Consider the following 20,748-nt stretch of genomic DNA (forward strand, 5'->3'; position numbering starts at 1 on the left):
GGTTAGCCCTTGTTTTTATTCAGCAGGTTCGCCAGCCAGGTGACGAGCAGCACCACGGCGAAATAAGAGATGACCAGCGCGCTGGTAAAGTGCCCGCTGCCGTTGCGCATATTGAACAGATAGACCTGCAGCGTTTCATACTGGCTGCCCACCAGCAGGTTGGCGAACACGAACTCGCCGATCAGGAACGAAAACGACAGCAGCACGGCGATCGTTCCGCCCTTGCGCAGGTTCGGCAGCACCACCCACAGCGCCGCCTGCCAGGTGCTGGCGCCGAGCAGGTGCGCGGCGTCCATCAGATCGCGCAGGTTAATCGCCTGCATGTTGTTGCTGATGGCCCGGTAGATAAACGGCAGCGCGATGGTGAAATAACAGCCCACCAAAATCCAGGGAGTGCCGAGCAGCGGCAGCGGATCGGCGGCGAACAGCTGCATCAGCCCCACCGCCGACACCACCGGCGGCACGGCGAACGGCAGCAGAATCAGCACATTCATTACCGCGTCAAGCCTAGGGAAGTAGTAAGCGATTACAAACATCGCCGGCAGGATCACCACCACCGACAGCAGCAGCGTGCCGAAGCAGATCAGCAGCGAGTGCCACAGCGCCTGCAAAAAGCGCGGGTCGCTCCACAGCGCCGTCAGCCACTTCAGGGTAAAGCCGTCCGGTAAAATGGTGGCGCCCCACTGGGTGGCCAGCGCGTAAATCAGCGTCGCCGCCAGCGGCAGCAGCAGGATCAACAGCAGCAGGCCGGTCACCGTGCGGTGGTACAAGCGTTCAACACGCGACATGAGCATTCTCCAGCCGGTTATGAGCGCGCATTGAGGTAGCTCCTGCGCAGCATCCATTGGTGGATCACCGTGATAAACGCCATCATCACCACCAGCAGCATCGCCAGCGCGCTGGCCAGGTTCGGATCGAGGGAGATGTCCCCCGCCACCAGCGCCGAGATGCGGATCGGGATCACGTTGAAGTTGCCGGTGGTCAGCGCATACACCGTGGCGTAGGCGCCCAGCGCGTTGGCCAGCAGGATAACGAAGGTGCCCATCAGCGCCGGCGCCAGCACCGGCAGGCCGATATGCCGCCAGTAGCGCCAGGGGCCGGCGCCGAGCAGCGCCGCCGATTCGCGCCAGTCGGCGCGCAGCGCGTCGAATGCCGGATACAGCAGCAGCACCCCGAGCGGGATCTGGAAGTAGGTATACAGCACGATCAGGCCGCTCTTCGAATAGAGGTTGAAGCTCTCCATCAGGCCGTATTTGCGCAGCAGCAACGTCAGGCAACCGTTCAGCCCCAGCAGAATGACGAAGGCGAACGCCAGCGGCACCCCGGCGAAGTTGCTGGTCATGTTGGTGAACGACATCACGAAGTCATGAAACCGGGTCTGGCCGAGCTGGCGCAGTGAGTAACTGCCAACTAACGCGATCAGCAAGCCGTAGACGCTCGACCACAGCGAGATCTCCAGCGAGAACTGAAACGCCTGCAGGTAGAACGGCGAGGTGAGGATATCGACATAGTTGCCCCAGCCCCAGCCGCTGGTCTCGCTGAAAAAGCTGTGAATGGCGATCCACACCAGCGGGGCGATCTGAAACGCGCCGAACAGCACGATAAACGGCAGCAGGCACAGTGCGGCGATCCATTTGGTTTTGCTGTTCATCGCGCATCCTGCGCCAGCAACGCCCGGCAGCGCTGCTTGTCGTGCGGCGCCTGCAGCAGATCGCAAATCGTGCCGCAGAGCTCGGTTTGCTGCGGATCGGCGTCATCCAGGCTGAAGCCCGCGCCGAACACGAACAGCGGCACCTGGCGCTCTTCCGGCAACACCCCGCCGTGGCTGCGATCGTCGTTCATGCCGTGGTCGGCGGTGACCAGCACCTGATAACCGGCCGCCAGCCACTCGGGCAGATAGCGCGACAACGAGCCGTCGGCGCGCCGCGCCGCGTTGCGGTACTGCGGCGAAGAGAGGCCGAAGCGGTGCCCGGCGTCGTCGATGTTCATCGGATGGATCAGCAAGAAGTCCGGCTGATGACGCTGGCGCAGGCTTTCGGCGTCGTCGAACAGATGGCTGTCGGGATAGCCGTCGTCGTAATAGAAATGCCCGTGCTGAATCGGCAGCTCGGGGGCGTCGGTATGGCGGTCGCGCGCGGCGTCGAACGGCGTGCGGTTATACAATTCGCTGAACCAATGATACGCGGCGGCGGCGGTGGTCAGCCCGGCGGCGCGCGCATAATGAAACACGCTTTGTTGATGAGAAAGGCGCGAGACGTGGTTATGCACCACGCCGCTCTCCACCGGCGTGATGCCGGTGAGGATGCATTCATACAGCGGCCGGGAGAGCGAGGGCAACTCGCTCTCCAGCAGGTACAACCGCCCGCGTCCCGCCGCGCATTCGGCCTGCAGATAACCCATGGCGTCGTGCGCCACCCGGTAGTTGAGGCCGTCCAGCAGCACGAGGATCGTTTTCATGGTGCGTTAACTCACTGCTGCATAAACATAATGACGTTTTCCTGCCACAGGCGCGGCAGCGCTTTGGCGCTCTGTTCCCAGGCCGCCGGATCGGCGATCGGGTGCGCGTTCTTGTACTGCTCGGCCGGCAGCAGCTTGGCCTTGACGTCGTCCGGCAGCGTCAGATGTTCGGCGCGGATCGGGCGGGCATAGCCGCGCGCCAGGTTGATCTGACCGGCGTCGGAGAAGATGTATTCGCGCGCCAGCTTGGCGGCATTCGGGTGCTTGGCGTATTTGTTGATGATGGTGGTGTAGCCGGAAGTGATCGAACCGTCCGACGGGATCAGCACTTCAAAGCGGGTTTTGTCGATCTGATCGCGGTAGTTCAGGCCGTTAAAGTCCCATACCACGCCAACCTGCACTTCCCCCTTCTCCAGCGACGCGATCACCGGGTTACTCAGGCTCAGGCGGCCGGCCTTGGCCAGCTTGCCGAAGAATTCCAGGCCCGGCTTGAGGTTTTTCTCGTTGCCGCCCATCGCGTAAGTGGCGGCCAGCACGCCGCTGGCCGCCTGCGACGCAGTGCCGACGTCGCCGATGGTGACCTGATAGCTGCCCTTGAGCAGATCGGCCCAGCTGTGCGGGATGTCTTTCACCTGCTGCTTGTTGATGATGAAGGCGATGGTGCCGGTGTAAGCCAGCGCCCAGTGGCCATCTTTGTCTTTCGCCCACTCCGGCACCTGATCCCAGGTGGAGGGTTTGTACGGCTGCGTTACACCCTTCTGCACCGCCACCGGGCCGAAGGCCGCGCCGACGTCACCGATGTCCGCCGTGGCGTTGTTCTTTTCCGCATCGAATTTGGCGATCTCCTGCGCAGAGCTCATGTCGGTATCGACATGCTTCAGGCCGTATTTGCTCAACAGATCTTGCCAGGTGCCTTTCCAGTTGGCCCAGCTGTCCGGCATGCCGACGCTGTTGACTTCGCCTTCTTTTTTAGCGGCCTGCTCCAGCGCCGCCAGATCGGTATCCGCGGCCCAGCTCATCTGGCTGGATAACACGATGGCACTGGTTAACACAGAAGCGCACAAACGTTTCATAACTGATGCTCCAGGTGGTAGTGTGGGGATGGCTGGACTAGTCCAGCAAGGACCAAACCAATCTAACGGACGAATGTGATAATTATATGTCAGCTTAAAAAAGCGACAGTTTTATCACCCATTGCAACGGCGAAAACGCGACGCTGGTCTACCTTAAAGGCCAAACGCACTGAAACGGGACACCCGCTGTATGAGTGAAGCACCGACGACCGTCGCCACCATCTGCCAAACGCTGCACGCCCGCATCACCGCCGGCGAATTCGCCGTGGGTGGCAAGCTGCCCTCCGAGCGCGCCCTGAGCGAACAGTTCGCCACCACCCGCATTACCCTGCAGGAGGCGCTCGGCCAGTTGGAGGCGCAGGGCGTCATTTACCGCCAGGTGCGGCGCGGCTGGTTTATCTCGCCGCCACGTCTGATCTATAACCCGTTGCAGCGCAGCCATTTTCACGCCATGGCGCAGCAACAGGGGCGCGCCGCCCATACCGAAGCGATCGACAGTGCGCTCGTCACGCTTGACGCGCCGCTGGCCGGCCGCCTGGCGCTGCCCTCCGGCGCCGAGGCCTATCGCATTCGCCGGCTGCGCTACATCGACGGGCGCGCGGTGCTGTACTGCGAGCACTACCTCAATCCGGCCTATTTCCCCGGTATTCTGGACGAAGATCTGACCCAGTCACTGACCGCGCTGTACGCCGCACGCTACGGCATTCACTACGGCCGGGTACGTTTCGACATGCTGCCCACCCTGCTGCCACAACAGGCCGCCGCCATGCTGAAGGTGACCTACGGCAGCCCGGCGCTGTTCATTACGCGGGTGAATCGCGATCAACATGACCGGGTGATCGATTGCGACCTGGAGTATTGGCGGTACGACGCGCTGCACATCGATGTGGAAGCGCTGTAAATGACAAGGGCGCATCGCTGCGCCCTTAAAGAGGAAGGTCAGTCGGCGTCGTAGCCGAGGTTTGGCGCCAGCCAGCGCTCGACCTCGCTCACGCTCATCCCTTTACGCGCCGCATAGTCTTCCACCTGATCGCGCTGGATCTGCGCCACCGCGAAGTACTTGCTCTCAGGATGGCTGAAGTACCAGCCGGACACCGCCGCCCCCGGCCACATGGCGAAGGACTCCGTCAGTTCCATGCCGGTGTGGCGGTTGACGTCCAGCAGCTGCCAGATGGTCGCTTTTTCGGTGTGCTCCGGGCAGGCCGGGTAGCCCGGCGCCGGCCGGATGCCCTGATAGTTTTCGCGGATCAGTTCTTCGTTGCTCAGGTTCTCGTCGGCGGCATAACCCCAGTGCAACTTGCGCACCTGTTCATGCAGGTATTCGGCGAAGGCCTCCGCCAGACGATCCGCCAGCGCCTTGACCATGATTTTGTTGTAATCGTCGTGCTGTGCGTCGTACGCCGCCGCCAGCGCGTCCTCCTCCAGCCCGCCGGTCACCGCGAAGGCACCGAAGTAGTCGGCCTTGCCGCTGTTTTTCGGTGCCACGAAGTCCGCCAGGCAGTAGTTCGGGAAGTCGGTTTTTTCCGTCTGCTGGCGCAGATGGCGGCTCACCGCCAGCACCTCGCCGCGCTGTTCGTCGCGGTACACTTCCACGTCGTCGCCGACGCGGTTGGCCGGGAACAGGCCGTAAACGCCGCGCGGGTTGAGGCTGCGCTCGGCGGCCAACCGATCCAGCATCTGATTGGCGTCGTGGAACAGGCGCTTGGCCTCTTCCCCCACCACCTCGTCTTCCAGGATGCGCGGGTATTTGCCCGCCAGCGACCAGGTCATGAAGAACGGCGTCCAGTCGATATAATGGCGCAGCGTCTCGATGCCGGCCGACACTGGGAATACGCCAAGCTGCCGTGGCGCCGGCGGCTGATAGTCGGCCCAGTCCAGCGCCATGGCGTTGGCGCGCGCCTTGTGCAAATCGACCGGCGGCGTGCGCGGTTTTTTGCGCGCGTGCTGAATGCGCACCGTCTCATACTCTTTGCGGGTGCGCGCCACAAACTCGTCGCGCTGGGTGGCGGACAGCAGCGCCGACACCACGCCCACGGTGCGCGAGGCGTTTTGCACGTAGGTGGTCGGGCCGCTGTAGTTCTGCTCGATTTTCACCGCGGTGTGCGCCTTGGAGGTGGTGGCGCCGCCGATCAGCAGCGGCAGCGTAAAGCCCTGGCGCTCCATCTCTTTGGCCACGTTGACCATCTCGTCGAGCGACGGCGTGATCAGCCCCGACAGGCCGATGATGTCGACGTTCTCCTCGCGCGCGGTGCGCAGGATTTTCTCCGTCGGCACCATCACGCCAAGATCGACGATTTCATAGTTGTTGCACTGCAGCACCACGCCGACGATGTTCTTGCCGATGTCGTGCACGTCGCCCTTCACCGTCGCCAGCAGGATTTTCCCCGCGGAGGTGCCCTGCTGCTTGCTGGCCTCGATGTACGGTTCCAGGTAGGCCACCGCCTGCTTCATCACGCGGGCGGATTTCACCACCTGCGGCAGGAACATCTTGCCCTCGCCGAACAGATCGCCGACCACGTTCATCCCCGCCATCAGCGGCCCCTCGATCACTTCGATCGGGCGTTCGGCCTGCTGCCGCGCTTCTTCGGTGTCCAGCTCGATAAACTCGGTGATGCCCTTCACCAGCGAATATTCCAGCCGCTTTTCCACCGGCCAACCGCGCCACTCCGCCTGCTGCACCGCCGCTTCGCCGTCTTTGCTGCCGCGGTACTTTTCCGCCAGCTCCAGCAGGCGTTCGGTGCCGTCCTCGCGACGGTTGAGGATCACGTCTTCTACCGCCTCGCGCAGCTCGCCAGGCAGATCGTCGTAAATCGCCAGCTGCCCGGCGTTAACGATGCCCATGTCCATGCCGTTGCGAATGGCGTGATACAGGAACACCGCGTGGATCGCCTCGCGCACCGGATCGTTGCCGCGGAACGAGAACGACACGTTAGACACCCCGCCGGAGATCATCGCGTGCGGCAGGTGGGTTTTGATGTCGGCGCAGGCTTCGATAAAGTCGACGGCGTAGTTGTTGTGCTCTTCGATGCCGGTGGCGACGGCGAAGATGTTCGGGTCGAAAATGATGTCTTCCGGCGGGAAGCCGACGCGTTCGGTCAAAATTTTATAGGCGCGGCGACAGATCTCGAACTTGCGCTCGCGCGTGTCCGCCTGGCCCACTTCGTCGAACGCCATCACCACCACCGCGGCGCCGTAGCGGCGCACCAGCCGGGCATGGTGGATAAAGGCCTCTTCGCCCTCCTTCATCGAGATCGAGTTGACGATGCCCTTGCCCTGAATGCACTTCAGGCCTTTCTCGATAACGGACCACTTGGAGGAGTCGATCATGATCGGCACCCGGGCGATATCCGGCTCGCCGGCGATCAGGTTGAGGAAGCGCACCATCGCCGCTTCGGCGTCGAGCATCCCCTCGTCCATGTTGATATCGATGATCTGCGCGCCACTCTCGACCTGCTGGCGCGCCACGTCGAGCGCCTCGTTGTATTTCTCTTCTTTGATCAGGCGTTTGAAACGTGCCGAACCGGTGACGTTGGTGCGCTCGCCGACGTTGACGAACAGGGTGTTGGCGTCGATGGTCAGCGGTTCCAGACCGGCCAGGCGGCAGGCGACCGGGAGCTCCGGCAGCCGGCGCGGCGGCACGCCCTCAACCGCCTTGGCCATCGCGGCGATGTGTTCCGGCGTGGTGCCGCAGCAGCCGCCGATGATATTGAGGAAGCCGGCCTGCGCCCACTCCCCGACCTGGCGCGCCATCTCGGCCGCATCCAGATCGTACTCGCCGAAGGCGTTCGGCAAACCGGCGTTCGGGTGCGCGGTGACGTAGGTCTCCGAGATGCGCGCCAGCTCGGCGACGTACTGACGCAGCTCATCCGGCCCCAGGGCGCAGTTCAGGCCGAAGGTCAGCGGCTTGACATGGCGCAGCGAATTGTAAAACGCTTCGGTGGTCTGGCCGGACAGGGTGCGGCCGGAGGCGTCGGTGATGGTGCCGGAAATCATGATCGGCAGTTCCACCCCCAGCGCTTCGAATTCGGTTTCCACCGCAAAAGCGGCGGCCTTGGCATTCAGGGTGTCGAAGATGGTTTCGATCATGATCAGATCGACGCCGCCCTCCACCAGCGCGCGGGTCGATTCGCGGTAAGCCGCCACCAGTTCATCGAACGAGATGTTGCGGAACGCCGGATCGTTGACGTTCGGCGAGATGGACGCGGTGCGGTTGGTCGGCCCCAGCACCCCGGCGACGTAGCGCGGTTTTTCCGGCGTGCGCGCCGTCCATTCGTCGGCGCAGGCGCGCGCCAGGCAGGCGGCCTGATAGTTAATCTCGGCGGACAGCGACTCCATGTGGTAGTCGGCCATGGCGATGGAGGTGGAGTTGAAGGTATTGGTCTCAAGGATATCGGCGCCCGCCTCGAGATAGGCGTAATGAATGGCGGTGATCACTTCCGGCTTGGTCAGCACCAGCAGATCGTTATTGCCTTTCAGATCGCTGCGCCAGTCGGCGAAACGCTCACCGCGGAAATCACGCTCGTCCAGGCGATAGCTCTGGATCATGGTGCCCATGCCGCCGTCCAACACCAAAATGCGCTGCGCTAACTGGCGGCGCAGTTGTTCTACTCGATTCGTCACTGTAACCCCTTCCATTGCCATCCAGCCCATTGCTCAACTGCCGCAAAAACCAACGAGTCATCCTAGCACAGCTTGTAAGGACAAAGGGCCAGGCGACAATTGAGAGTTTTTCAGGTTGTGCGCCAACACCTCCGATGAGCTGACGGCGGCTTGCAATTCATCGACAAAAAACGAAAATGAATTCCATCATACGGAAAAAGGAATCTCACCCATGGCCCCCCCTGCTCCCGCCAAGCGCGGCAAGAAGCCCCGCGCAGCAGCCCCCGCCGCCAGTGCGGCAACCGGTCAGGTACAATCGTTGACCCGTGGCCTGAAACTGTTGGAATACATTTCGGAAGCCCAGGGCAACGTGGCCCTGACCGATCTGGCCCAGCAGGCCGGCCTGCCGAACTCCACCACTCACCGCCTGCTCACCACCATGCAGCAGCAGGGATTCGTGCGCCAGGTCGGCGATCTCGGCCTGTGGACCATCGGCTCGCACGCCTTTGTGGTTGGCAGCAGCTTCCTGCAAAGCCGCAACCTGCTGGCGATGGTGCATCCGACGCTGCGCCGCCTGATGGAAGAGTCCGGCGAAACCGTCAACCTGGCGGTGCTGGATACCAGCGAGTACCAGGCGATCATCATCGATCAGGTGCAGTGCACGGCGCTGATGCGCATGTCGGCGCCGATCGGCGGCAAACTGCCGATGCACGCCTCCGGCGCCGGCAAAGCGTTCCTCGCCACCCTGCCGGACGATCAGGTGACCAAACTGCTGCACAAGAAAGGCATGCACACCTACACGCCGCATACCCTGACGCCACATAACCTGAAAGAGGGGCTGGCGCAGATCCGCAAACAGGGCTTCTCCTTTGACGACGAAGAGCACGCGCTCGGCCTGCGCTGCGTGGCGGCCTGCATCTTCGACGAGCACCGCGAAGCCTTCGCCGCCATTTCCATCTCCGGCCCGGTGTCGCGCATCACCGACGATCGCGTGATCGAGCTGGGCGCGCTGGTGATCCACGCGGCGAAAGAGATCAGCCTGGCCTACGGCGGCGTGCGCTAATCCCGCTCATCCGAGGGGCGCCCAGTGCGCCCCTGCTCCCCTGCCATGCTCTGTTGTCAGCATGTAACAGGCTGTCGGCATCCTGTTTAGCGCACAGGAAAAAAGCTTGAAGCCGATCACAGTTAACGATCCTCACGGCGAAAGCCCATTGCAACCGCTCAAACTTCCCTCGACAATGTTACCGATAACATGTTACCGGTAACAATCAAAGTGAACGAAGGTAACGTCACCCGGTGTTTTGGAGCCAAGCCATGACCAACAATCAAAATCGCATTTACGTCGTTATGGGCGTTTCCGGCAGCGGCAAGTCCGCCGTCGCCGCCGCCGCGGCCCGCCAACTCTCCGCCGGCTTCCTCGACGGCGACTTCCTGCACCCGCGCAGCAACATCCTGAAGATGGCCGCCGGCGAAGCGTTGAACGACGACGATCGCGCGCCGTGGCTGGCCGCGCTCAACGACGCCGCCTTCGCCATGCAGCGCACCAACAACGTGTCGATCATCGTCTGTTCGGCGTTGAAAAAGCAGTATCGCGACCGCCTGCGCGCCGGCAACGGCAACCTGTCATTCATCTATCTGCACGGCGAGTTCCCGGTGATCGAATCCCGCCTGGCGGCGCGCAACGGCCACTTCTTCAAGCCGCAGATGCTGGTCACCCAGTTCGCCGCGCTGGAGCAGCCGGGCGCCGACGAGAACGACGTGATGGCGATCGACATCAATCAGCCGCTGGACGCGGTGATCGCCGATACCGTACGCCATATCCAGAGCTTCCTGCCGCAGGACGTGTGCGCGTGAGTACTGTAACGCTGGTCGGTACCGCAGTCGGCTCGGTTTTACTGCTGTTATTCCTGGTGATGAAGGCGCGCATGCACGCCTTCGTCGCGCTGATGCTGGTGTCCATCGCCGCCGGCATTTTCTCCGGCATGCCGCTGGAACACATCGCCGACACCATGCAAAAAGGCATGGGCGACACGCTGGGCTTCCTGGCGATCGTGGTGGCGCTCGGGGCGATGTTCGGCAAGATCCTGCATGAGGTCGGCGCGCTCGACCAAATTGCGGCGCAATTGCTGAAACGATTCGGACAAAGCAAGGCGCACTACGCGCTCGGCATCGCCGGGCTGATCTGCGCGCTGCCGCTGTTCTTCGACGTGGCGGTGGTGCTGCTGATCGGCATCGTGTTCGCCGTGGCGCGCCGCACCGACGGCAATATCGTCAAGCTGGCGATCCCGCTGTTCGCCGGCGTGGCCGCCGCCGCCTCCTTCCTGCTGCCGGGGCCGGTGCCGATGCTGCTGGCGTCGCAGATGAAGGCCGATTTCGGCTGGATGATCGCCATCGGCCTGGTGGCGGCGGTGATCGGCATGCTGATCGCCGGCCCGCTGTACGGCAGCTTTATCAGCCGTTTCGTCAACTGGCCGATGCCGCCGGAAGAGAATGAGCCGACGTTGACCAAGGGCAATCTGCCGTCGTTCGGCTTCAGCCTGGCGCTGGTGCTGTGCCCGCTGGTGCTGGTCGGCATGAAAACCATCGGCGCGCGGCTGGTCACTCCAGGTTCACAGCTGCAGCAGTGGCTGGAGTTTATCGGCCACCCGTTCACCGCCATCCTGCTGGCCTGCCTGATCGTGATTTACGGTCTGGCGAAACCGCGCGGCATGAGCAACGAACAGACGCTGGCCATCTGCTCCGCCGCGGTGCAGCCGGCCGGGATCATCCTGCTGATGACCGGCGCCGGCGGGGTGTTCAAGCAGATCCTGGTGGATTCCGGCGTCGGGCCGGCGCTGGGTGACGCCATGATCGGCGCCGGCCTGCCGATCGCCGTGGCCGCCTTTGCGTTGTCCGCCATGGTGCGGGTGATCCAGGGCTCGGCCACCGTCGCCTGCCTGACCACCGTCGGCCTGGTGCTGCCGGTCACCAGCCAGCTCGGGCTCAGCGGTGGGCAACTGGCCGCGCTGGCCATCTGCATCGCCGGCGGATCCATCGTGCTGAGCCACGTCAACGACGCCGGCTTCTGGCTGTTCGGCAAATTCACCGGCGCCAACGAACTGCAAACGCTGAAAACCTGGACGGTGATGGAAACCATTCTGGGCAGCGTCGGCGGCGCCATCGGCATGATTGCATTCACGATGTTTTAAATCCTAAATCGCCCCCGGCCTTGCACACCAGGGCTGCAAATCACCCCCGGGGGCACCGCCACAGGCGGCGACTATAACAACAGCAATGTGAGGAAGGCATGATTAATCCAACCTTGTCCCGTGTCACACAGCGCATCATCGACCGTTCCCAGGACAGCCGCGCCGCCTATCTGGCGCGTATCGAGGCGGCCCGCTCCCAAACCGTCCACCGCGCGCAGCTCGCCTGCGGCAACCTGGCCCACGGTTTCGCCGCCTGTCAGCCCGATGACAAGGCGTCGCTGAAAAACATGGTGCGCAGCGATATCGCCATCATCACCGCCTACAACGACATGCTGTCGGCCCACCAGCCGTACGAACATTACCCACAGCGGCTGAAACAGGCGCTGAAGGCGGTGGGCGCCGTGGGCCAGGTGGCCGGCGGCGTGCCGGCGATGTGCGACGGCGTGACGCAGGGGCAGGACGGCATGGAGCTGTCGCTGATGAGCCGCGACGTGATCGCCATGTCGGCCGCCGTCGGGCTGTCGCACAATATGTTCGACGGCGCGCTGTTCCTCGGCATCTGCGACAAGATCGTGCCGGGGCTGGTGATGGCCGCCCTCTCCTTCGGCCACCTGCCCACGCTGTTCGTGCCGGCCGGCCCGATGAGCAGCGGCCTGCCGAACAAGGAAAAAGTGCGCGTGCGCCAGCTGTACGCCGAGGGCAAGGCCGACCGTTTGGCGCTGTTGGAGGCCGAGGCGGCCTCTTATCACGGCATCGGCACCTGCACCTTCTACGGCACCGCCAACACCAACCAGATGGTGATGGAAGTGATGGGTCTGCATCTGCCGGGCGCCTCCTTCGTCCATCCTGACACGCCGCTGCGCGACGCGCTGAACGACGCCGCCGCGCGCCAGGTGACCCGACTGACCGATACCGCCGGCAACTACCTGCCGATCGGCCGCCTGGTGGACGAGAAAGTGGTGGTGAACGGCATCGTCTCGCTGCTGGCGACCGGCGGCTCCACCAACCTGACCATGCATCTGGTGGCGATGGCGCGCGCGGCGGGCATCATCATCACCTGGGACGATTTCTCGGAGCTGTCGGAGGCGGTGCCGCTGCTGTGCCGCATCTACCCGAACGGTCCGGCCGACATCAACCAATTCCAGGCCGCCGGCGGCGTGCCGCTGGTGGTGCGCGAGCTGCTGCAACACGGCCTGCTGCACGAAGACGTGCACACCGTGGCCGGTTTCGGCCTGCGCCGCTACACCCAGGAACCGTGGCTGGACAACGGCCAATTGGTATGGCGCGAAGGCGTGGCCGGCTCGCTCGACGCCAGCGTGATCGCCAGCGTGGCCCAGCCGTTCGAACATCACGGCGGCACCAAAGTGATGGCCGGCAATCTGGGCCGCGCGGTGATGAAAACCTCGGCGGTGCCCGCCGACAACCAGATCATCGAAGCGCCGGCGGTAGTGTTCGACAGCCAGCACGATATCGTGCCGGCGTTCGAAGCCGGCAAGCTGGATCGCGATTGCGTGGTGGTGGTGCGCTTCCAGGGGCCGCAGGCCAACGGCATGCCGGAGCTGCACAAGCTGATGCCGCCGCTGGGCGTGTTGATGGATCGCGGCTTCAAAGTGGCGCTGGTGACCGACGGCCGCCTGTCCGGCGCCTCCGGCAAGGTGCCTTCCGCCATTCACGTCACCCCGGAAGCCTATACCGGCGGCCTGCTGGCGAAAGTGCGCGACGGCGATCCGATCCGCGTCAACGGCCGCAGCGGCGAGCTGCAGGTGCTGGTCGACGCCGACGAGTTGGCGCGGCGCACGCCTTGCCAACCCGATCTGAGCGCCGAACACATCGGCTGCGGCCGCGAGCTGTTCGGCGCGCTGCGCAGCCAGCTGTCCGGTGCCGAACAGGGCGCCTGCTGCATCAAATTTTAATCGATAGCCTGGCCGCATCGCCGCCTGGCGGCGGCCACAGAGGAGAACGTCAGCATGAACAAGTGGACAACAAGCGCCGAGCAGATCCTGACGGCGGGGCCGGTGGTGCCGGTCATCGTGATCAACAAGCTGGAACATGCGGTGCCGTTGGCGAAAGCGCTGGTCGCCGGCGGCGTGCGGGTGCTGGAGGTGACGCTGCGCACCGCCTGCGCCATGGACGCCATTCGCGCCATCGCCCAAGAGGTGCCGGAAGCGATCATCGGCGCCGGTACGGTGATCAATCCGCAGCAGCTGCGGGAAGTGACCGAAGCCGGTGCGCAGTTCGCCATCAGCCCAGGCCTGACCGACGAGCTGCTCAAAGCCGCCACCGCCGGTTCCATTCCCTTGATCCCGGGCATCAGCACCGTTTCCGAACTGATGCAGGGCATGGATTACGGCCTGCGCGAGTTTAAATTCTTCCCGGCGGAAGCCAACGGCGGCGTAAAAGCGCTGCAGGCGATCGGCGGCCCGTTCCCGCAGGTGCGCTTCTGCCCGACCGGCGGCATCTCACCGGACAACTACCGCAGCTATCTGGCGCTGAAAAGCGTGCTGTGCATCGGCGGCTCCTGGCTGGTGCCGGCGGACGCGCTCGAAAGCGGCGACTACGCGCGCATCACTGAACTGGCGCGCGCCGCCGTCGCGGGCGCCGAGGCCTGATTTACATCGCAGCGGTGGCGGCCGGCAGCGCCGCCCCGCTGCGCTGGCTGAACCGCTGCTTCTTGCGATAAGCGAATACGTCTTCCACATGCCCTTCGCGGATGCGCTGCTGCAATCCGCGCCAATACTCCGCGGTAAACAGATCGCTGTGCAGCTCTTCAAACACCTGCCGAATGCGCCGATCGCCGCACAGAAAGTGGCGGAACTCTTCCGGGAACACGTCATTGGGCGCGATGCTGTACCACGGCTCGCTGGCCAACTCATCTTCCGGATAACGCGGCGGCGGGATATCGCGGAAGTTGACCTCGGTCATGTAGCAAATCTCGTCGTAGTCGTAGAACACCACCCGCCCGTGGCGCGTCACGCCAAAGTTCTTGAACAGCATGTCGCCGGGGAAGATATTGGCGGCGGCCAGCTGTTTGATGGCATTGCCGTACTCTTCAATCGCATCGCGCATCTGCTGGTCGTTGGCCTGCTCCAGATACAGATTCAGCGGGGTCATGCGCCGTTCCATATACAGGTGCTTAATCACGATGCGATCGCCGAGATCTTCCAGTTTGCCCGGCACTTCGCGCCGCAGCTCCGCCAACAGTTCCGGGCTGAGGCGCGCCTTGTCGACGACGAAATTCTCGTACTCCTGGGTATCCGCCATACGCCCGACGCGATCGTGCTCTTTCACCAGCTGATAGCAGGCCATCACCTGCGCCTGCGTCACCTCTTTTTGCGGGGCGAATTCGTCCTTGATCACTTTAAACACCCGATCGAAGGACGGCAGGGTAAACACCAGCATCACCATGCCCTTCACCCCCGGCGCGATGATGAACTGCTCCTGCGACTGCGCCATAAAGGTCAGGTATTCGCGGTAGCATTCAGTTTTGCCGTGCTTCTGGCAGCCGATCGCCATGTACAGCTCGGCGGTGGTCTTGCCCGGCAGGATCTCGCGCAGCCATTCCACCATCGCCGCCGGCAGCGGCGCGTAGACCATGAAATAAGAACGGGCGAAGCCGAAGACGATGCTGGCCTCGGCCTTACCGGTCAGGCAGGCATCGATAAACAGCGCGCCCGATTCGCTGTGGTGGATCGGCAGCAAGAACGGATAAACGCCGTCGGCCAGGCGCAGCTTGCCGACCAGCCAGGCGGCCTTGTTGCGGTAAAACAGTTCGTTGGCGATCTGAAAGGTCGCGCCCGCCAGCTGCTGTGCGCTGAAGGTGCGTTGCAGCGCTTGCGTGATATAGCGGATATCGCGCGTCAAATCCTCCCACGGCAACCGCAGCGGCAGATCGCTCAGCACGCTGCGCAGCATCGCCGGCAGATCGCCATTGGGGGTGAAATCGCGCGCCAGCGGACGCGGAATGTCGCGAAAGCGCCGTTCCGGCTGCGAACTGAACACGAACAGCTTGTCCGGCGTCAGATCGCGATGCTTGAACAACCGACAGTAGACCGAGTTAAAGAAGCTTTCGGCGATCTCGAAACGCGGGTAGTCCGGCAGCAGGTCGATATAGACCGCTTTGACCCGGCTGGGGAAGTCGGCGTCGAAATATTTCTGCCCGGTGATGCATTTGAGCTGCTCCACCACCAGGCCGACGTGATGGTCGTACAGATGGATGCGCTTTTTCATCGCCTGCTGCACCGCCGGCCAGTCCGCCTGCTCGAAGCGCTGCTGCGCGCCGGCGGTCACCTCCAGAAAGCGGCCGTACTGCGCATCGAAGCCCTGCAGGATCGTCTGTGCGATCAACAACTCCAGTTTTGCCGCCATCCTTACCCCCCGCCAGAAAAAGAAGCCTGCGCATGCAGGCTCCGGGTGAAACGTCTTCAAGCTTGCCGCATCAGAACTGCTGTTCTTCCGTCGAACCGGTCAGCGCGGTGACCGAAGAGGCGCCGCCCTGAATGATGGTGGTGACCTTGTCGAAGTAGCCGGTGCCCACCTCCTGCTGGTGCGACGCGAAGGTGTAACCGCGATCCACCGCGGCGAACTCCGCCTGCTGCACCTTCTCGACGTAGTGTTTCATGCCCTCGCCCTGCGCATAGGCGTGCGCCAGGTCGAACATGTTGAACCACATGCTGTGGATGCCCGCCAGCGTGATGAACTGATACTTGTAGCCCATGTCCGACAGCGCCTGCTGGAAGCGAGCGATGGTCTGATCGTCGAGGTTCTTCTTCCAGTTGAACGACGGCGAGCAGTTGTAGGCCAGCAGCTTGCCCGGGTATTTGGCGTGAATGGCGTCGGCGAAGCGCTGAGCGGCATCCAGATCCGGCGTTGAGGTTTCGCACCACACCATATCGGCGTAAGGGGCATAGGCCAGACCGCGGCTGATCGCCTGCTCGACGCCGGCATGGGTGCGGAAGAAGCCTTCCGCCGTGCGCTCGCCGGTGACGAAGGCGCTGTCATACGGATCGCAATCGGACGTCAGCAGGTCGGCCGCATCGGCGTCGGTACGGGCGATCACCAGCGTCGGCACGCCGAGCACGTCGGCCGCCAGGCGCGCGGCGACCAGTTTCTGGATCGCTTCCTGTGTCGGCACCAGCACTTTGCCGCCCATATGGCCGCATTTCTTCACCGCCGCCAGCTGATCTTCGAAGTGCACCCCGGCGGCCCCGGCGGTAATCATCGCTTTCATCAGCTCAAAGGCGTTCAATACGCCGCCGAAGCCGGCTTCCGCATCAGCGACGATCGGCAGGAAATAATCGGTGTAGCCTTTGCTGCCCGGCTCAATCTGGTTCGCCCATTGGATCTGATCGGCGCGCCGGAAGGTGTTGTTGATGCGCTCGACCACCTTCGGCACCGAGTCCACCGGATACAGCGACTGGTCAGGGTACATGGCCGCCGCGCTGTTGGCGTCGGCCGCCACCTGCCAGCCGGACAGGTAGATAGCCTCGACGCCGGCTTTGGCCTGCTGCAGCGCCTGGCCACCGGTCAGCGCGCCCAGGCAGTTCACGTAGCCTTTGCGCGCCTTGCCGTTCAGCAACGCCCACAGTTTGGCGGCGCCGTTTTGCGCCAGGGTACATTCCGGGTTGACCGAACCGCGCAGGTTGATCACGTCTTCGGCGCTGTAAGGGCGGGTGATGCCTTCCCAACGGGCCGATTTCCATTCCTGTTCCAGCTGCTGGATCTGTTGAGAGCGAGAGGTAGACATAATTTTTATCCTTTCAGTCATGTAGGGTTGATTGGGAAAGTTCAGGCCAGCAGCTCATAGCCGGGCAACGTCAGGAAATCGATTAATTCATCTTGCGTGGTGATGCGCTCCATCAGGCGCGCCGCCTCTTCGAACCGGCCGGCGTTAAAGCGCGCTTCCCCTACTTCTTCACGCACCACCAACATCTCTTCTTGCAACATCTGGCGGAACAGTGCCTTGGTGACCGGGCGCCCGTCGTTCAGGCTCTTCTCGTGGTGGATCCACTGCCAGATAGAGGTACGGGAGATCTCCGCCGTCGCGGCATCTTCCATCAACCCATAGATAGGCACGCAGCCGTTGCCGGAGATCCAGGCTTCGATGTACTGCACCGCCACGCGGATATTGGCGCGCATCCCCGCTTCGGTGCGTTCGCCGTCGCATGGTTCCAACAGCTGCGCGGCGCTGATTGGCGCATCCTGCTCACGCATCACGTCCAGCTGATTCTGGCGATCGCCCAATGCCTTGCCGAACACCTCCATCACCGTGTCCGCCAGCCCCGGGTGCGCCACCCAGGTGCCATCGTGGCCATTGTTGGCCTCCAGCTCTTTGTCCGCCCGTACCTTGTTCAGCACCCAGGCGTTTTTCTCAGCGTCTTTGCTCGGGATAAACGCCGCCATGCCGCCCATGGCGAAGGCACCGCGCTTATGACAGGTTTTGATCAACAGACGTGAATAGGCGCTGAGGAAAGGTTTCTCCATGGTCACCGACTGACGATCAGGCAGCACGCGATCGCCGTGGTTCTTCAGCGTTTTGATGTAGCTGAAGATGTAATCCCAGCGGCCACAGTTCAGGCCGACGATGTGATCGCGCAGGTGATAGAGGATCTCGTCCATCTGGAACACCGCCGGCAGGGTTTCGATCAGCACGGTCGCCTTGATGGTGCCGCGCGGTAGATCGAAACGATCCTCGGTAAAGCTGAAGACATCGCTCCACCAGGCCGCTTCTTCCCAGGACTGGGTTTTCGGCAGGTAGAAATACGGGCCGCTGCCCTTGGCCAACAGCTGGCGATAGTTGTGATAAAAATACAGCGCGAAATCGAACAGGCCGCCGGGAATGGCTTCATCACGCCACAGCACGTGTTTTTCCGGCAAATGCAGGCCGCGGACACGAGCGATCAACACCGCCGGATTCGGTTTCAGCTGGTAGATCTTGCCGGCTTCATTGGTGTAGGAAATGGTGCCGTTAACCGCATCGTGCAGGTTGATTTGACCATCGATGACTTTGTCCCAGCTTGGCGCCAGGGAGTCTTCGAAGTCCGCCATAAATACTTTTACGTTGGCGTTCAACGCATTGATCACCATCTTGCGTTCTACCGGCCCGGTGATTTCGACCCGGCGATCGCGCAGGTCTTGCGGAATGCCGCGGATCTGCCAGTCGCTTTCACGAATGGAATTGGTTTCCGAAATAAATCCAGGCAGCTCGCCGCGATCGATATTTTGCTGCCAGCTGGCACGCGCCGCCAGCAGCTCATTGCGCCGCGGCGTGAATTTCGCCACCAGTTCCGCCAGGAATTCAACCGCTTCATCCGTTAATACCTGCCGCTCCGCAGCGGCGAAACCCTGGGTAAACCTTAACTCCGTGCCTGCTATCTGTTGCGTCATGACCTTGCTCCTTCCCATCATTGCGCCCGAGCGACCGGCGCATTTTCATCAGAAATCACTGTGGATCAGGGCGGATGAAACGATCCTAAACTGGTCAGATCTCATCCCGATAGCTCTAAGAATACTCAACAAAAAATAAAAATCAAAAACCATTTCCATTTTATTATTAAATATTTTATTAACACTTTATTATCAATTAGTTAGAACAAATAACATAACCAACAGGTAAGGAAACCGGTTCCAATAGAATCGCGAAGACAAGCTAACGCGCTGTTGGCCAATGGTTTTTTAGGAAAAGTGGCGGGTAAAAAGAGGATCGTACAGAGGATCAACAGCGCGGCGGCCTCGATTCAGCCGCCGGCAGGCAGAAAAGATCAGTCGAGAGTCGGATTCATATGGCGCAGATCGTAAGGCGTGATCTGGTAGACGTAATAGTTGAGCCAATTGGAAAATAGCAGGTGGCCATGGCTGCGCCAGGTGGCTTTCGGTGTCAGTGCGGGGTTGTCATCGGGGAAGTAGTTGAGCGGTACGGCAGGATCGAGGCCAGCTTCGTTGTCGCGACAATACTCCCCGGCCAGGGTCAGGGCATCATACTCAGGATGGCCGGTGACAAACGCCAGGCGCTTATCCCTGCTGGCGAACAGGTAGGCGCCGGCCTGCTCGGATTCGGCCAGAATATCCAGGTCGGTATATTGGCGAATCACCTCGGTCGGGAAATCGGCATAACGTGAATGCGGCGCCAGGAAGCTTTCGTCGAAGCCGCGCGTCAGCAACGCATGCTGCTGCAGCGTTTGGTGCGGATAAACGCCGGAGAGCTTCACTTCGCGCGTCATCTTGGGAATGCCGTACAGGATGTTCAACGCCGCTTGTACCGCCCAGCATACGAACAGCGTGGAGGTGACGTGGTTTTTGGCCCAGTCAATGACCCGCTCGATCTGCGGCCAGTAGGCAACATCGCAGAAATCAACCAGCCCCAGCGGCGCGCCGGTGACGATCAGGCCATCGAAGTTCTCATTCTGGATATCCTCGAAGTCGCAGTAGAAGTTGTTCAGATGCTCGGCCGGCGTGTTCTTCGATTCGCGGCTGTCGATGCGCAGCAGCTGGATATCAATCTGCAACGGCGAGTTGGACAACAGACGCAGAAACTGGTTTTCCGTTTCGATCTTCTTTGGCATCAGGTTGAGGATCAGCACTTTCAGCGGCCTGATTTCCTGTGTTTTTGCCCGCGAGGATGTCATCACGAAGACATTCTCACCGCGCAAGAAATTGACCGCAGGTAACTCATCAGGAACACGAATCGGCATTGCTTAATCCTCACACATCCATTTATACGTTTAGACTTCTAGATGCCCGAAGATAGCGTTTTTTTTCGTCGCTGTCGAGCATTCAGCGGAAAGGTGAAAATGTTTCATTGCGCGGCCTGCGCCGGGATATAAGCAGAGAGAGTAAAGCGGATGAAAAGCAAAAAGGCCATCCTTTCGGATGGCCTCTTGGCTTATTTGATGCTTGGCAGTGTCCTACAGTATTCGTCTCATCCTGAGACTCTCCCCTGCGGGGCCGCCGCAAGCGGCGTTAAGGCCCGTTCCCGACGGGCCTTTCGCATGCCCATGCTCGAGCAGAACACCAAATAACAGACAAAACAAAAAGCCCCATGCTTTCGCATGAGGCTTGTTGTTTTATTTGATGCTTGGCAGTGTCCTACTCTCGCATGGGGAGACCCCACACTACCATCGGCGCTACGGCGTTTCACTTCTGAGTTCGGCATGGGGTCAGGTGGGACCACCGCGCTATTGCCGCCAAGCAAATTCTTTTTTCTGCCGAACTTCTAAACCCACTTTAAATAAAGTGGTGCTGATACCCAGAGTCGAACTGGGGACCTCACCCTTACCAAGGGTGCGCTCTACCAACTGAGCCATATCAGCACGCTTAATTTGATGCCTGGCAGTGTCCTACTCTCGCATGGGGAGACCCCACACTACCATCGGCGCTACGGCGTTTCACTTCTGAGTTCGGCATGGGGTCAGGTGGGACCACCGCGCTATTGCCGC

The 20,748-nt window shown here is 61.9% G+C and carries 15 protein-coding genes, 1 tRNA gene and 2 rRNA genes; 6 read left to right on the forward strand and 12 right to left on the reverse strand.

The window, feature by feature from the left end; all coding sequences use genetic code 11:
• Positions 1 to 2: 2 nt before the first annotated feature.
• From ACJ8QF_RS17935 to ACJ8QF_RS17950, 4 genes are read right to left on the reverse strand one after another with little or no spacing between them, the layout of a single operon-like run.
• Positions 3 to 788, reverse strand: coding sequence for an ABC transporter permease (locus ACJ8QF_RS17935; protein ID WP_004936668.1), 786 nt, complete (start codon positions 786 to 788; stop codon positions 3 to 5).
• A gap of 17 nt (positions 789 to 805) precedes the next feature.
• Entirely contained in the window at positions 806 to 1,651 is an 846-nt protein-coding gene (locus tag ACJ8QF_RS17940) for an ABC transporter permease (protein WP_004936665.1), read from the reverse strand.
• Positions 1,648 to 2,457 (reverse strand): alkaline phosphatase family protein, encoded by an 810-nt coding sequence (locus ACJ8QF_RS17945; RefSeq protein WP_442537733.1) that lies wholly within the window; start codon positions 2,455 to 2,457, stop codon positions 1,648 to 1,650. The genes ACJ8QF_RS17940 and ACJ8QF_RS17945 overlap by 4 nt, the downstream gene beginning before the upstream one ends.
• An 11-nt stretch (positions 2,458 to 2,468) precedes the next feature.
• Entirely contained in the window at positions 2,469 to 3,530 is a 1,062-nt protein-coding gene (locus tag ACJ8QF_RS17950) for an ABC transporter substrate-binding protein (protein WP_033631954.1), read from the reverse strand.
• A gap of 190 nt (positions 3,531 to 3,720) precedes the next feature.
• On the opposite strand from ACJ8QF_RS17950, the gene ACJ8QF_RS17955 reads away from it, so the two are divergent.
• On the forward strand, positions 3,721 to 4,431 hold the full coding sequence (locus ACJ8QF_RS17955) for a UTRA domain-containing protein (RefSeq protein ID WP_019453247.1): 711 nt from the start codon (positions 3,721 to 3,723) through the stop codon (positions 4,429 to 4,431).
• Between the two features lie 38 nt (positions 4,432 to 4,469).
• Here ACJ8QF_RS17955 and metH read toward each other — a convergent pair whose 3' ends face one another.
• Positions 4,470 to 8,165 (reverse strand): methionine synthase, encoded by a 3,696-nt coding sequence (metH, locus tag ACJ8QF_RS17960; RefSeq protein WP_154871713.1) that lies wholly within the window; start codon positions 8,163 to 8,165, stop codon positions 4,470 to 4,472.
• 196 nt (positions 8,166 to 8,361) lie between these two features.
• On the opposite strand from metH, the gene iclR reads away from it, so the two are divergent.
• From iclR to ACJ8QF_RS17985, 5 genes are all read left to right on the forward strand, one after another.
• Positions 8,362 to 9,192 (forward strand): glyoxylate bypass operon transcriptional repressor IclR, encoded by an 831-nt coding sequence (gene iclR, locus ACJ8QF_RS17965; RefSeq protein ID WP_060453156.1) that lies wholly within the window; start codon positions 8,362 to 8,364, stop codon positions 9,190 to 9,192.
• Positions 9,193 to 9,443: 251 nt separating this feature from the next.
• The gene (gene gntK, locus ACJ8QF_RS17970; RefSeq protein ID WP_004936645.1) at positions 9,444 to 9,983 is read left to right on the forward strand and encodes a gluconokinase; all 540 of its coding nucleotides are present in this window, start codon (positions 9,444 to 9,446) and stop codon (positions 9,981 to 9,983) included.
• Complete coding sequence (gntU, locus tag ACJ8QF_RS17975; RefSeq protein ID WP_015379253.1) at positions 9,980 to 11,317, forward strand: gluconate transporter; 1,338 nt, start codon at positions 9,980 to 9,982, stop codon at positions 11,315 to 11,317. Before gntK ends, gntU begins: the two co-directional genes overlap by 4 nt.
• Before the next feature lie 98 nt (positions 11,318 to 11,415).
• The gene (gene edd / locus ACJ8QF_RS17980) at positions 11,416 to 13,230 is read left to right on the forward strand and encodes a phosphogluconate dehydratase (protein WP_154871715.1); all 1,815 of its coding nucleotides are present in this window, start codon (positions 11,416 to 11,418) and stop codon (positions 13,228 to 13,230) included.
• 54 nt (positions 13,231 to 13,284) lie between these two features.
• Positions 13,285 to 13,926, forward strand: coding sequence for a bifunctional 4-hydroxy-2-oxoglutarate aldolase/2-dehydro-3-deoxy-phosphogluconate aldolase (locus tag ACJ8QF_RS17985; RefSeq protein ID WP_004936635.1), 642 nt, complete (start codon positions 13,285 to 13,287; stop codon positions 13,924 to 13,926).
• A gap of 1 nt (position 13,927) precedes the next feature.
• Here the strand turns inward: ACJ8QF_RS17985 and aceK are convergent, their stop codons facing one another.
• The 7 genes from aceK to rrf (ACJ8QF_RS18020) form a co-directional block, all read right to left on the reverse strand.
• Entirely contained in the window at positions 13,928 to 15,682 is a 1,755-nt protein-coding gene (gene aceK / locus ACJ8QF_RS17990) for a bifunctional isocitrate dehydrogenase kinase/phosphatase (protein WP_004936632.1), read from the reverse strand.
• 70 nt (positions 15,683 to 15,752) lie between these two features.
• Positions 15,753 to 17,060: an isocitrate lyase gene (aceA, locus tag ACJ8QF_RS17995; RefSeq protein ID WP_004936630.1), complete on the reverse strand. Its 1,308-nt coding sequence runs from the start codon at positions 17,058 to 17,060 to the stop codon at positions 15,753 to 15,755.
• Positions 17,061 to 17,101: 41 nt separating this feature from the next.
• Positions 17,102 to 18,700, reverse strand: a complete 1,599-nt coding sequence (gene aceB / locus ACJ8QF_RS18000) for a malate synthase A (protein ID WP_442537734.1) — start codon at positions 18,698 to 18,700, stop codon at positions 17,102 to 17,104.
• 374 nt (positions 18,701 to 19,074) lie between these two features.
• A complete protein-coding gene (metA, locus tag ACJ8QF_RS18005) occupies positions 19,075 to 20,004 on the reverse strand; it encodes a homoserine O-acetyltransferase MetA (protein WP_004936623.1) in 930 nt (309 codons plus the stop codon).
• 381 nt (positions 20,005 to 20,385) lie between these two features.
• Positions 20,386 to 20,501 (reverse strand): 5S ribosomal RNA (gene rrf, locus ACJ8QF_RS18010).
• 45 nt (positions 20,502 to 20,546) lie between these two features.
• Positions 20,547 to 20,622 (reverse strand) — tRNA-Thr (locus ACJ8QF_RS18015).
• A 14-nt stretch (positions 20,623 to 20,636) separates the two neighbouring features.
• Positions 20,637 to 20,748: ribosomal RNA gene (gene rrf / locus ACJ8QF_RS18020) — 5S ribosomal RNA — on the reverse strand; the annotation flags it as partial.

It is taken from the genome of Serratia sp. CY81684, assembly GCF_052166595.1.
Classification (GTDB): Bacteria; Pseudomonadota; Gammaproteobacteria; order Enterobacterales; family Enterobacteriaceae; genus Serratia; species Serratia nematodiphila.